General features: G+C 62.2%; 11 protein-coding genes. 7 read left to right on the plus strand and 4 right to left on the minus strand.

Annotated elements, in window-relative coordinates:
* Window positions 1–27: 27 nt before the first annotated feature.
* On the minus strand, window positions 28–930 hold the full coding sequence (locus JKL46_RS35695) for an AroM family protein (RefSeq protein ID WP_343074099.1): 903 nt from the start codon (window positions 928–930) through the stop codon (window positions 28–30).
* A gap of 208 nt (window positions 931–1,138) precedes the next feature.
* Between JKL46_RS35695 and JKL46_RS22865 the strand changes: the two genes are divergently transcribed.
* Window positions 1,139–2,218, plus strand: coding sequence for an S-methyl thiohydantoin desulfurase family protein (locus tag JKL46_RS22865; protein WP_201837707.1), 1,080 nt, complete (start codon window positions 1,139–1,141; stop codon window positions 2,216–2,218).
* Window positions 2,215–3,771: a hydantoinase/oxoprolinase N-terminal domain-containing protein gene (locus JKL46_RS22870; protein WP_201837709.1), complete on the plus strand. Its 1,557-nt coding sequence runs from the start codon at window positions 2,215–2,217 to the stop codon at window positions 3,769–3,771. Before JKL46_RS22865 ends, JKL46_RS22870 begins: the two co-directional genes overlap by 4 nt.
* A gap of 1,236 nt (window positions 3,772–5,007) precedes the next feature.
* Here JKL46_RS22870 and JKL46_RS22875 read toward each other — a convergent pair.
* The gene (locus tag JKL46_RS22875; RefSeq protein ID WP_201837711.1) at window positions 5,008–6,072 is read right to left on the minus strand and encodes a magnesium transporter CorA family protein; all 1,065 of its coding nucleotides are present in this window, start codon (window positions 6,070–6,072) and stop codon (window positions 5,008–5,010) included.
* Between the two features lie 197 nt (window positions 6,073–6,269).
* Window positions 6,270–6,605, minus strand: coding sequence for a hypothetical protein (locus JKL46_RS22880; RefSeq protein ID WP_201837713.1), 336 nt, complete (start codon window positions 6,603–6,605; stop codon window positions 6,270–6,272).
* Window positions 6,606–7,043: 438 nt separating this feature from the next.
* Here JKL46_RS22880 and JKL46_RS22885 point away from each other — a divergent pair, with 438 nt between their 5' ends.
* The 4 genes from JKL46_RS22885 to JKL46_RS22905 all read left to right on the plus strand — a co-directional run bounded on the left by JKL46_RS22885 (window position 7,044) and on the right by JKL46_RS22905 (window position 11,416).
* Entirely contained in the window at window positions 7,044–8,189 is a 1,146-nt protein-coding gene (locus tag JKL46_RS22885) for an alpha/beta hydrolase (RefSeq protein ID WP_201837715.1), read from the plus strand.
* A gap of 140 nt (window positions 8,190–8,329) precedes the next feature.
* Window positions 8,330–9,472, plus strand: coding sequence for an L-dopachrome tautomerase-related protein (locus JKL46_RS22890; RefSeq protein ID WP_201837792.1), 1,143 nt, complete (start codon window positions 8,330–8,332; stop codon window positions 9,470–9,472).
* Window positions 9,473–9,516: 44 nt separating this feature from the next.
* A complete protein-coding gene (locus JKL46_RS22895; RefSeq protein WP_343074100.1) occupies window positions 9,517–10,569 on the plus strand; it encodes an SDR family NAD(P)-dependent oxidoreductase in 1,053 nt (350 codons plus the stop codon).
* A gap of 559 nt (window positions 10,570–11,128) precedes the next feature.
* Window positions 11,129–11,416: an arginase family protein gene (locus tag JKL46_RS22905; protein ID WP_201837718.1), complete on the plus strand. Its 288-nt coding sequence runs from the start codon at window positions 11,129–11,131 to the stop codon at window positions 11,414–11,416.
* 5 nt (window positions 11,417–11,421) lie between these two features.
* Here the strand turns inward: JKL46_RS22905 and JKL46_RS22910 are convergent, their stop codons facing one another.
* The gene (locus JKL46_RS22910; protein ID WP_201837720.1) at window positions 11,422–12,279 is read right to left on the minus strand and encodes a c-type cytochrome; all 858 of its coding nucleotides are present in this window, start codon (window positions 12,277–12,279) and stop codon (window positions 11,422–11,424) included.
* A gap of 208 nt (window positions 12,280–12,487) precedes the next feature.
* Between JKL46_RS22910 and JKL46_RS22915 the strand changes: the two genes are divergently transcribed.
* Window positions 12,488–12,721, plus strand: a complete 234-nt coding sequence (locus JKL46_RS22915; RefSeq protein ID WP_201837722.1) for a DUF2934 domain-containing protein — start codon at window positions 12,488–12,490, stop codon at window positions 12,719–12,721.
* The last annotated feature ends 9 nt before the right edge of the window (window positions 12,722–12,730 follow it).

The following is a 12,730-nucleotide window of genomic DNA, read 5'->3' on the forward strand; positions in this document are numbered from 1 at the left end:
CTAATGGCTAAAAACCTGGCAATTGCCTCAAAAACCAGGGTGCTCTGCCGAAACGATGAGCCGAATAAGCGCTCCCGTCGAGGACACTTCCATTTTGCTCATGACCTTGGAGCGATGGATCTCGACGGTCTTCGGGCTGATGCCGAGCTGGCGTCCGATCGCCTTGTTGGACAGGCCCTCCGCTGCCAGGGAAAGGACCTGCCGCTCCCTCGGGGTCAGACGCGCCAGCCGCTCTGCCAGAATCGGCGAGGAATCGTAAGAGCGGGGCATTTCCGGGCGCCCATCGAGAAGGAGCCTCATGGCACCTGCCACAAGTCGGCGCGCAAGAACCACAGGCTTTCCGCTGGCCCGGGTCACCATCATCCGGTCCGCATCGGTGAAGCTTACGGAATTCAGGACGATGATTTCGCTCTCTGCAAGGTCGACCAGGGCCCGCGCCAGCGCGCCCTTGTCGCCCGGTGATGCGTGGCTCTTCAGAACCCGGTAGGCTGACAAGGCGGGGAGGGCGATCTCATCGACCTGCTGCGCGAGCGGCTGGATCAGGCCGACTGCCGTTCCTTGGGAGGCCAGGGACAAGATACCGGATTCGATGGCTCGCTGAGCGTTCACGGTCGGGCAGCGGCTTTCGAAATCCCTGAAAAGCCCTGTGGTGAGAATGACCACGAGGTCGAAATCCGAAGGCGCGAATCGGGATACGATCTGCGCCATGCGCTCGGCCACGCCCGGTTTGGACAGAACGATATCACTTCCATCTGCAAGGCGCGAGACGATGGCCTGCTCGGACGGGTGCGGTGCGAGTGCCATGATCTCTTCGTCGGACAAGCCGTCCAGGCAGCCGAACTCGGTGGCCGCTATCGGGAGATCGAGCTGAGCCAGGAGGTCGGGGACCAGATCGAAGCGTGGCGTTTGTCCGACACTGACGAATGCCACGTTCAGCAGGGCTGGCGCACCAGCATCTCGGCTCTGAGTAATGTTACATTCGGTGCTCGTCTGCATGATAAACATGTACAGCGAGAGTAGGTGGTGGAACAAGCGGTGACCGCACCGTCGTTGCGTGCCCCGACCAATTAGGTGCACACCCTTATTTCGGCATGCTCCTGGGATCGATACGGTTTTCGATATCACCGGAGGAAGATCAATGATCCGCGAATTCGGGGCAGACGAAATCGATCCTTTGGCTATCGGAGCCTGGATCCTGGGAACTGGCGGTGGCGGCAGTCCCTATCTTGCCCAACTCAACCTGAAACAGCTTTATGCTGAGGGCAAAACCTGCAAGCTGATCGACCCGGCCGCCCTGGCCGATGACGATTATGTCGCGGTTGTCTCCAAGATGGGCGCGCCCCTGGTGGGGCAGGAGCGGCTCGTCGACCCGGCACACCTCGCCCGCGCCGTGCAGGTGATGGAAGAGTACCTGGGCAAGAAGTTTCGCGCCATCATGAGCGTGGAGATTGGCGGCGGCAACGCGATCTCGCCGTTCCTGGCCGGCGCCATCCTCGATTATCCGGTCGTCGATGCCGACGCCATGGGACGCGCCTACCCCGAAGCGCAGATGACCAGCTTCGCTATCGGCGATCTGCGGATGTACCCGCTGAGCTTGGTGGATTGCCGCGACAACGAGGTCGTGGTGGCTCGCGCTGCTTCATGGAAGTGGATGGAGCGTATCTCGCGCAAGGTCTGCACCGAAGTCGGCTCCACCTCCGCGACCTGCAAGGCGCCTCGCACCGGCAAGGAAGTGAAGGAATGGGGCGTGCTGCACACGGTCACCAAGGCAACCCGCCTCGGCCGGGCGGTGCTCGAAGCACGGGCCGCCCACGCCGATCCGATCGCCGCGGTTCTTGAGCACGAAGGTGGAAAGATCCTGTTCAAGGGCAAGGTTGCCGACATGGACCGCACGACGACCGGCGGCTTCCTGCGTGGTACGGCGACCATGGAGGGCCTCGATGCCGATCGTGGCAGCAAGCTCGAGCTCGCCTTCCAGAACGAATGGGCGGTGGGTTTCCGCGACGGCGAGCCAATCGTGATGACGCCGGATCTCATCTGCGTTCTGGACACCGTATCCGGAGAGGCCATCGGGACTGAGACGCTCCGCTACGGCCAGCGGGTCACGGTCATTGCCTTGCCGGCACCGGACGTCCTTCTCACCCCCAAGGGCCTGGACCATGTCGGTCCCAGGGCCTTCGGTTACGACCTCGACTTCAAATCGGTATTCGCAGCATGAAGCGCATCGGCATTGACGTCGGCGGCACCAACACGGATGCCGTCCTGATCGACAAATCGACGGTTCTGGCAGCCGTCAAGTCACCTACGACCTCGGACGTCATGTCCGGCGTGATCAACAGCATCCAGCGTCTTGTGAAAGCGCAGGGCGATGCTCCACTGGATATCGACGCCGTCATGATCGGCACCACCCACTTCACCAACGCGGTGGTGGAGCGCGCACGGCTGGACCGTGTGGCGGCGATCCGCATCGCCATGCCGGCGGCGGCCTCCCTGCCGCCGATGGTGGATTGGCCCGCCGATCTGCGCGCCTCCGTCAATCCCCTGTCCTTCATGGTTGCGGGCGGCCATGAATATGACGGACGTCCGCTGGTTCCGCTGGACCGTGATGCGATTCGCGATGCGGCCATGCGCATCCGCGACGCAGGCATCACCGCCGTCGGCATCACGGCTCTCTTTTCTCCACTGACGGCGGAGTGCGAGGTCGAAGCGGCGGAGATCGTGTCCTCGGTGCTCCCTGAGGCCAGGATCACGCTCTCCCATCGGCTGGGTCGGATCGGCCTACTGGAGCGGGAGAATGTGACGCTCCTCAACGCCTCGCTGCAGAGCCTGGGGCAGACGACGGTCGAGGCGTTCCGGAGCGCCCTGGCCAGCGTCGGCATCCGTGCCCCGTTCTACCTGACGCAGAACGATGGCACCGTTGTGCTGGCTGAGGTCGCGGCGGCGAACCCTGTCTACAGCTTTGCATCCGGTCCCACCAACTCCATGCGCGGCGCCGCCTTCCTGTCCGGTCGGACCGAGGGCATGGTGATCGATGTCGGCGGTACCACCAGCGACATCGGCTGCCTAGTCAACGGTTTCCCGCGCGAGGCCAACAACATCGTCGAGGTCGGTGGCGTCAGGACCCTGTTCCGCATGCCGGACCTCCTGCCGATGGCGCTCGGAGGCGGCACGATCATCGATCCGGAAACAGGTAGGATCGGCCCGCGGAGCGTCGGTTACCGCATCACTGAGAAGGCGCTCGTCTTCGGCGGCGATACGCTGACCACGACCGACATCGCGGTGGCTGCAGGCATCGTCGAAATTGGTGATCGTGACCGGGTAAAGCACCTCGACCGCTCGCTGGTCTATAGCCGTCTGAAGGGTATTCATCAGATGATCGAGGATGGCGTCGATCGCATGAAGACCTCGGCCGGCGACATGCCGATCATCGTCGTGGGTGGCGGAGCCTTCCTCGTGCCGCGTGAGCTCTCAGGGGTGAGCGAGGTGGTCCATGTGGAGCATGCCGGTGTCGCGAACGCGCTCGGCGCCGCGATGGCTCAGGTGTCGGGCGAAGTCGACCAGGTGTTTTCCGACATGAGCCGCGACGCGGCACTTGCCGCTGCGCAGGAGATCGCAACCCAGCGCGCCGTGGAGGCCGGAGCCGATCTGAACACGATCAGCCTCGTCGATGCCGAGGATATCCCGATCGCCTATCTTCCCGGTGATGCTCGCCGTGTGAGAGCACGCGTAGTTGGGACCATCGGTACGCCTGGCATGAAGCTGGTTGCTTAAGCATCTGGCATCTGTTCCAGCGAGAAGGCCGGTTGCGAGACCGGCCTTCATGCGTTGAGCCATACACGCTCGACCTACGCTGAAATTCGTCGTGTGAAAGCGGCTACCTTCGAACAGCGGATCCACGTTTAGATCGTTTCCGGTCCGAGGCATTGGGTGAGGGGGCTTTGTCGAGGTTAAAGGGAACCCGTGCCGCCGGGACCGCCTGCCGCTGCGGGGCGATAGTCGTCAAGGTTTTCGCAAGGAGGCCTTTACTGGACTTGTGTGCCTCCCGTGAACGTCGAAGGCTCCCGGCGATTTTGGTCGAGGGCATTGTGTCCAGGTTGAAGATTTGGTTGCGGGGACCTGAAACCACCGACGCTTCGCGCGCAAAGTAATTTCATCTACGCACACACACAATCGCTTGGGCTAAGCTGCAGAAGCGAAAGGGAATTATTTTAGTTCGGGACGCTCATGGAGCCCCCGACTTTTAATCAGAGGGTCCTGGGTTCGAGTCCCAGCGCGCTCACCAATAATATCAAAGGGTTACCGGCATTTGTCCTTTGATCTGTTTTCCTCCAGGTAGCCAATAGGTAGCCAAACGTTGAGGCGGGCAGTGCTCGCTCAGGGAGGTCGAGCGGATCTTAGGAGCGGGAATGGCGAATTGAGTCGTTCGACGCCTAACCTCCGTCCATTCCCAGCTTATCCACAGTGTTGCTACAGAGCGTCGCGTGATGAAGGCATAAAGATCTGGTCTCTCACGGTTAGCGGACCTTTAGCGGGCATACCTAAACTTCACAAATTGGACCCAAAGCTGCCCTTCAAAACTCCCTGGTTCTTGGGTTTTCATGTCAGGACCTCAGGGCTGTCCCTGATGCACACCGGAACGGCGTTTGGTCGTAAAAGCCACCAGATCCGTGGTATCTTTGGGGCTTCGGGATACGCTGTTGCGGTTTCTCTGTCAGCCCATGAGGCGGATATGAGGTGGCTCCGCTCTGCCGCAATGCTCCTTGCGTCTCTCTCTCTGCTGGGGCCTGCGGAGCGTTCACCAGCGTGGCAAGCGGATCGACGGCGAGAGCGTCGCCTATATGGCGCGGCAGGTAGACTTATACCGCGGTCCCTTGGCCGACCTCGGAATAGATGCGCACCTGCCCGCCCGATCGCCGGGCAAAGCCGAAAATCGTCGACAGGCCCAGCTATCCGGTCCTCGGCCGCGATCACTAAAGCCAAGGGGCGCCCCGATGAGGTGACCTTTGCCTAGATCCAGCCTCTGCGCCGGGCGAACAGGGTGGCAGCCGTGCTCAAGGTCACCAGTATCCCGACCACCGCCCAGAACTCGAGCACGCCCGCTTGCTTGTATGGCATCTCGAAGTTCATGCCGAAGATCCCGGCAATGGCGCTGATCGCGCCCAGCAGCACAGTCACAAAGGTGAGGCGCCGGACCAGATCGTTGGTGGCCTCGGCCGTGCGAGTGGTGAAGAGGTCAAATGAGCCGTTGACCAGATCCCTGGAATGGTCGACAGCATCCACCGCCCGCTCGAAGCGCCGCTCCAGCGAGCGGTAATGCGAGGCCGCGTCCGATTCCACCACATGGCTGAAGTCGGGCCGGGACAAACCGTAGAACACAAGACGCTGGGCTGCGAGAAGACGCCTGAGCCGCGACACGCGCCGGCGCACCTCGACGACGCCCGACAGCAGGCTCTGCTTGGCGGATCGGGTGAGTATCACTTCGTCGAGTCGATCCAGGAAGGCCTCATGACCTGCGAGCGCCTCAAAGTAGGCGGTGAGGTGCCAGTCCAGCAGTGAGGCCACCAAGGCCGGCGGGCTCAGGGCACCAATCAGGGTTTCGCCCTTGTCCTGTTCGCGGAAAGCTTCCAGGAACGGCAAGTCCCCGTCATGGACGGTGATGATCCATCGCGGCCCGACGAGAAACTCCAGGTGCACAGCATTGTGCCCAGGCATTAGCTTCTCGTGCCCGTTGTCGTCTGACGGGCTGAGCGCCACGACGTCGAACTGGAAGTACTCGCCATAATTGTCGAGATAGAGGTCGTCCTGCGAGCGCAGGAGTTCGCGAACCGAAGTGTCGTCGAGATTGAAGAGTCTGGCCAGATGCTCGAGGGTCTGACGGTCGCGCGCACCCACATCGACCCAGAGCAGGCTGCGCTCACCCAAATCCCGAATGCAGGCCTCGTCAAGGGCCACCTCGCAATCATGGCCGTCGGCCTCATAGAGGTAGGCGTGAACACGGCCATCCCGGACCTGGCTGGGAAGCGGCGGCGGCTTTGTGGGCTGGTCGTTTACGCTGAACTGGCGGTGATGCATGCGACGCCGTCACCGGACCCCGAGGGACCTGCGAAGTGCGCTGACACCCCACGATCCAAGCGGAACGCCAAACCACCGGAATCCGAGGAGGATCGGGGCACCGAGAATGAGAGAGCGGTTGTCGCTAAGGATCCTCTGACCGTTGTCTTTCAAGCTCGCCATGGTGGGCACCAACGAAGGCGAGTGCCGATTAGTTCCTAGTTGGACGCCGAGTGGCAGAGAAGCCTGACCTGGGAGTGATTGCCTCCCATGCCGAGGAACGCTGGAATCCCGGGGGGACACCTGACACCTGATCGGGAATGCCATGGAGCCACGGGAGGGCAAGCCGAACCGGACATGGTTATTGACAGAGTGGCGACTGCTGCCATTGACACCTGCTCGCTGTTACCGAACGCTTCAATAGCAACAGTTCCAATCGCTTCCATGATCTTGTTCTGCATCTCCGGGTCGATGGTGGCCCACCACTCGCGGAAGCCTTGCTGCGTCTTCAACCCGGCAAGAACAGCATCGGCAAACTTTCGGGTATTATCCATCCCGTGCCTCCAGTATGGCGGTGAACTCCGTTTTCCAACTCCACGCAGGCTCGCTCAGCCCTAGTCAGCCTTCGAGCTTAACCCATCCCGCCGGTAGCGGATGGGGGGTGGAGCGGACCGAAACAATCCGGGCAGAGCCTACGAGTCAGCATTCGGAGCAGTTCCCGTGTGATGTTTTTCGTCCTCTGAGTTCACGCCGAACTCGCGGTGAAGGTCATCTGAAGCAACTCATCTCGGCATGCGCGCGGACGTGCTCTATCGTCTAACCGTCGCGCCCTGTCGTCGTCCGTATTGACGGAAACTGCCCTCAAGCTTTCCCGGGCACGGCCAAAGGGTTGAGGTCGGAACAACGGCATATCGGGATAGTTGTCACCCGCGACCATTACCTGTCCGAAAAAACTGGACCCTGACACTCCTGCCCATCGAGGATTTGCGAGAATGACAACCCATGCCCGTCTGGCGCTCACTGGCGCTTCCCTGACCGTTCTACTCGGCCTTGGAACGCCAATGGCGTTCGCGCAGTCAAAGTCGCCGCAAGCCCAGCCGGCGGCCCAGGACAGCGGCACCATGCAGCGCGCCGACAAGGAAGACATGCGCCCGGTGCTGATGAAGCTCCAGGAACTTGGCGCCAAGCCGATCGAACAGCTCTCGGTCGAGCAGGCCCGCAGCCAGCCCACCCCCGCCGATGCCGTGAAGGCTGTGCTCAAGGATCAGGGTAAGGATCCGCTCGCCCTCATGGCCGCGATGAAGGTGGCCAAGAAGGACATGACCTATCCGACCGCCGGCGGCACCCAGACGATCCGTATCTACACGCCTGAAGGGGCATCCAGTCCCCTGCCGGTGATCGTCTACTATCACGGGGGGGGCTGGGTCATTGCCGACATCGACACCTACGAGTCCTCCGCCATGGCATTGGCGAAGAAAGCCAACGCGATCGTGGCCTCGGTCGAGTACCGCAAAGGGCCGGAGAACAAGTTCCCGGCCGCTCACGACGACGCCTTTGCCGCCTACAAGTGGGTGCTGGAGAACGCCGGCCAGTTCAACGGCGATGCCGCCCGCGTGGCGGTTGCCGGCGAGTCCGCCGGCGGCAATCTTGCCACCTCGACAGCGATCATGGCCCGCGATCAGAAGGTGCAGATGCCCGTGCACATGCTGCTCGTCTATCCGGTGGCCGGGACGGACATGACGACACCATCGTATCAGAAGAACGAGAAGGCGATGCCGCTCTCCAAGGCCGGCATGGAGTGGTTTGCCGACAAGTATCTCGGCAAGCCCGAGGACAAGCAGAGCCCGCTTCTCAACCTCTATTCCAAGGCCGACCTGAAGGGACTGCCCCCGGCCACGCTCATCAACGCCGAGATCGATCCTCTCGAATCCGACGGCAAGCTCCTTGCCGACAACCTCAAGGCCGCCGGAGTGGAGACGGCACGTCATGTCTACGCGGGCGTGACGCACGAGTTCTTCGGCATGGATGCCGTCCTCGACGATGCCAAGAAGGCTCAGGAAGTCGCGGTGAAGGACCTGAGGGAGGCTTTCGCAAAGCACTCTACGACAGGTTCGACGACCCAGCGCCCCAAGCAGTAACCACCGGGCAGCACGGTGATGGGCGCGGGCCGGACGCAGGAGTGTCCGGCCCGCGCCTCCAACCCAAACTACGGAGCACTCTCGTGCCAGATCTCACTTCCTCTGTCCGGCTTCTCGCCGGTGTTTGCCTTGCAGCAGGCATGGCCTCGACCGGAGCGGCTGTCGCGCAGCCGGCAGTCCCGGGCGGTGCGACGTCCAAGCTCGAGCAGGTCGCCGAGTTCCCGCATCAGGTGACAGGAGTGACCGTCTCGCAGGACGGCCGGATCTTCGTCAACTTCCCGCGTTGGACCGAGGATTCCCCGATCTCCGTTGCCGAGGTGATGAAGGATGGATCGATCAAGCCGTTCCCCGACGAGGATTGGAACGCCTGGCGCAATGCCCGCAAGGACGAGATGACGCCGCAGGACCACTGGATCTGCGTGCAGAGCGTGGTGGCCGATCAGCGGGGAAACGTCTGGGTTCTCGATCCGGCGGCTCCCGCTCAGGCCCAGGTGGTGCAGAACGGCCCGAAGCTGGTCCGGATCGATCTGGCGTCCAACCGCGTCGCGCAGACCATCGCCTTCGACGAGACGGTCGCGCCGCAGGGGAGCTACCTCAATGACGTGCGCTTCTCGCCCGACGGGCGGCACGCCTACATCACGGATTCCGGCGCGAAGGGCGCGATCGTTGTGGTCGATCTTGCCCGCGGCAAGGCCAAGCGCGTCCTCGACGGTCACCCCTCGACACAGCCGGAGAAGGGTCTCGTGGTCAAGGCTGACGGCAAGGAACTGCGCCGCCCCGACGGACGCGGAGTCGAATTCGCGGCGGATGGCATCGCCCTCTCGCCCGATGGCCGCCACCTCTACTGGCAGGCGATCAAGGGGAAGACACTCTATCGGATCGCCACGGATGTCTTGGAAACCAAGGGGCTGCAAGCGGGACAGGACATCGGCCTCGAGGTCGAGGACTACGGCAAGAACGGCGTTGCGGACGGCCTGCTCATCGGCCGCCAGAGCGGGCTCATGTATGTGACCGCTCTGGAGGAGGATGCCGTCAAGGTGCGGGATCTCTCTGCGGGCCCGAAGGCAGAGCCGAGGATCCTGGTCCAGGACAAGCGCCTGCGTTGGCCCGACACCTTCGCGGAGGGTCCGGACGGTGCCGTCTATGTCACCACCTCGCGCATCCAGGACTCAGCCTTCTTCAAACCCGATGCGCCCAAGAGCCTGACGACGCAGCTCTGGCGTATCGACCAGAGCGGGGGCGGCGCGACCGGCTCCGTCAATCAGTCACCGGCTCAGAAATAGCAGCCATCCAATCGTTGAACGATCGATAAACAAAGGAATTGCTCGTGAGCGACGCGTCCACACGTCCTTACGCTGTCGTGACCGGTGGCTCCAACGGGATCGGTCTCGAACTCGCTCGTCAGTTCGCCCGGAACGGCTATGACGTCCTGATCGCTGCCGAGAATCCCGGACACCTGTCGGAAGCGGCTCGTCAGCTTTCGGCCGACGGCACCCAGATCACGACCCATGCCGCCGATCTGTCGCGTGAAGACGGTGTCAGAAGCCTCTACGAGGCGCTTCGATCGCCGAACAGGCCCGTCGATGTCCTGTGCGTCAATGCGGGCATCGGCCTCGGTGGAGCGTTTGCAGAAACCGATCTCGAAACCGAGCTCAAGATGATCGACCTGAACGTGCGCGGTGCCGTACAGCTCACCAAGTACGTCCTGAAGGACATGGTGGCGCGCAACAGCGGGAAACTGCTGTTCACGTCCTCGATCGCCGCGACCATGCCGGATCCGTTCGAGGCGGTCTATGGCGGGACGAAGGTCTTTCTGCGCTGGTTCGGCGAGGCACTGCGAAACGAGCTGAAGGACACGGACATCGGCGTCACGGTGCTCATGCCGGGGGTGACAGACACCAACTTCTTCAACCGCGCGGACATGCTCGACACGAAGGTCGGCGCGTCCAAGAGCAAGGACGATCCGGCGGTTGTCGCCAAGGCTGCCTTTGACGCTCTGCAGTCGGGGAAGGACAGGGTCACGCCGACCCTGAAGAACAAGATCATGGGCACCGTCGCCGACGGACGCCGTCGGGGCACAGGTGCACCGGGGCCTGTCGGAGCCGTGTTCGGCAAAGAAGTAGAGAGAGCTTCATGCCTGACTATGTCCGCCCAGTACACCTGTCCGGCCGGCAAGCTACTGCAACAGTTCCTGCGCAACTACGCGGTGGCGCACACCGACAGTGCTCATGACGGCATTCGCAAGTACCGTGCCTCAAAGGGATTGCCAACCATGCGAGCTCAAGGCGCTGTTCTGCCCGAACATCCTGACCGTAAGGTGCTGCGTAGCGTCCATGAAGAAGTGCGCGATCAGGCACATCCGTTAGCTGGAACACCGTAGTTCGCAACCTCATGCAACATCGCTCAAAACCTGCGCCGTATGGCTCGGCTGGCTGCGGCAGCGGCTGCCTGAGTGAGGAAGGGCGAGGGCTGAGGCCAGCGGCCTTGGGTTCTAGTCAGCACCCAGTCGTTAAGAAGCTAAGACGGGAATCCAGCGGCCCGATCGGCGGAGTTTTTCAACGTAATCGACCCGTCTCTGACGTCTAGAGAAGCCTCGATCGACATGGCGGTGGCGCGGCGGCATCCGTTGATTACACTTCCACATCAGCGTCGCGCGAACCCGGGGGAAGGATTTGAGCCATGGCGATCGACCCACGCAAGGTTTTGCGCCTCAACTTGCCGCAGTGGCAGGGTGGTGACCGGGGCCCAACTACCGCATCGGAGGACGGGCGCTGGCCGCCATCGCGCCTGTGCCGCAAGGGCCGGAGGAGACCGTCTCGGTTCCCTTCGCCGTGAGAGACGAGCGGCCCGTCGAACGCGGCATCGTCTCGCGTTAGGCTCTGCTCGAGCAGCTCGTTGCCGCTCGCACGGCTATCGACCAGCATAGCCCGGAGGCGATCGTGACGCTGGGCGGGGACTACCACGTCGATCTGGCGCCGATCGCCTATCTCAGCGAGCGCTACGGCGACAACTTGGCCGTGCTCTGGATCGATGCCCATCCCGACATCATGCTTCCAGCGAAGAACCTATACGCCCACACGCATGTGCTCGCGACGCCTATGGGCGAAGGCGATCCGGACTTCGGGGCGGCGGTGCGTCGGACGGTGCATCCGAAGCGCGTCCTCTATGTCGGCCTAACTGAGACCTCGCCTGTCGAGAGCGGTTGCACGAGCGCCGATCGTTGGTAGGATGCCTAACGCATTGAATAAAGATAAGCGGCGATGTCACGCGCATCTCGCTCGGTCACGCCCAGGTCTGGCATGGCGGAGAGCGGGTTGACCCTCTGTGGATGACGCAGCCACTCGATCATATGCGCCGGCTCGTTCGTTAGAACGCCGGCGATATAGGTCTGTTCGGCGATACCGGCCAGAGGTGGTCCTACCTGGGCGTCGGGGCCCCGGATGCCGGGTATGAAATGACAGGTTGAGCACGCATATTGCCCGATCGCGATCCGACCGCGCTGCACTGCGCCCTCCCGCTCCCATGGGGCCTCGGAATCGGGGGCATTCGATCCGCCCATGCGGGCCGATGTCCGGCCGGGTCGAAGTGCCCGGTATTCTGCGGGCGTCAGCTTCGGAGCACTTTTCAGGAACGCCACAAGGGCCCAACGCTCGTCTTCACTGAGACGAAACCTCCATGCCGGCATTCCTGTCAGCTTGATCCCGTTCGAGATGGACCAATACATCTCGGGTGCGGACAGATCCCGGCCCATTTGGGCGAAGTTCGGCGGGGAGGGATTCATTCCGAGACCGATCACGCCGGGCGCAACTCCCGGTGCGCCATGGCATTGCAGACAATGGTTCTCGAACAGGACGAGCCCCCTGGCGATAACATCTGCGTTGGCTAAGTCCAATGGCGGCGGCTCTTTGGAGGCATGCGACTGGACCGATTGGCGCCGCGCCGTGCTCAAGATCCAGTAGACCAGCGGCGTATGCTGCTTGGTCGCCGATATGTCATACACACCGGAGTAGATATAGCCCAGAAAGCCGCCAACACCTGACGTTAAAAGAACAAAAGCCCAGAACACGATAGAGGAAGGTGAACGTGGCATCGGCACTTGTTTCCAGGAGGCACTAGCCGCCTCGGGAAAACCGTATCTAGCGGCCCGTAAGGCCAAGGCAAATCTGGACACAAAGAGAAGAGACGCGACGGGTCCCTGCTCATGGGAAAGTGCCCCAGCCGGCCGAACCCAACTGATAACGAGGTGAACATTTCTGCGGGCCGATCATTGGAGGATGTCCACGAAAAGGGAGAAGATCATGTCCGATGGAGTGTCTGCCGAGTCTGTCGATATTAGCCGGGACGAAAGGATCAGGCAAAGGGCCTATGAGATATGGGAAACCGAGGGACGCAAGGGAAATCCTGGAGACCATTGGCTCAGGGCCGAAAATGAGCTTCGTGAGGGCAATGAGGAGCGTTCCGAGGCGACTGTCGAGAATGCTCCGGCGGCTGCCGCTGCAAGGGCCAACTCTGCTGCAAACGGTAAGTCTTGACGAACCCGC

The organism is Microvirga zambiensis WSM3693 (genome assembly GCF_016735695.1).
GTDB classification, from domain to species: Bacteria; Pseudomonadota; Alphaproteobacteria; order Rhizobiales; family Beijerinckiaceae; genus Microvirga; species Microvirga zambiensis.

Coding starts and splice junctions, on each gene's coding strand:
- JKL46_RS22865 (WP_201837707.1), top strand. CDS start 1,139: ATGATCCGCGAATTCGGGGCAGACGAAATCGATCCTTTGGCTATCGGA.
- JKL46_RS22870 (WP_201837709.1), top strand. CDS start 2,215: ATGAAGCGCATCGGCATTGACGTCGGCGGCACCAACACGGATGCCGTC.
- JKL46_RS22875 (WP_201837711.1), bottom strand. CDS start 6,072: ATGCATCACCGCCAGTTCAGCGTAAACGACCAGCCCACAAAGCCGCCG.
- JKL46_RS22880 (WP_201837713.1), bottom strand. CDS start 6,605: ATGGATAATACCCGAAAGTTTGCCGATGCTGTTCTTGCCGGGTTGAAG.
- JKL46_RS22885 (WP_201837715.1), top strand. CDS start 7,044: ATGACAACCCATGCCCGTCTGGCGCTCACTGGCGCTTCCCTGACCGTT.
- JKL46_RS22890 (WP_201837792.1), top strand. CDS start 8,330: ATGGCCTCGACCGGAGCGGCTGTCGCGCAGCCGGCAGTCCCGGGCGGT.
- JKL46_RS22910 (WP_201837720.1), bottom strand. CDS start 12,279: ATGCCACGTTCACCTTCCTCTATCGTGTTCTGGGCTTTTGTTCTTTTA.
- JKL46_RS22915 (WP_201837722.1), top strand. CDS start 12,488: ATGTCCGATGGAGTGTCTGCCGAGTCTGTCGATATTAGCCGGGACGAA.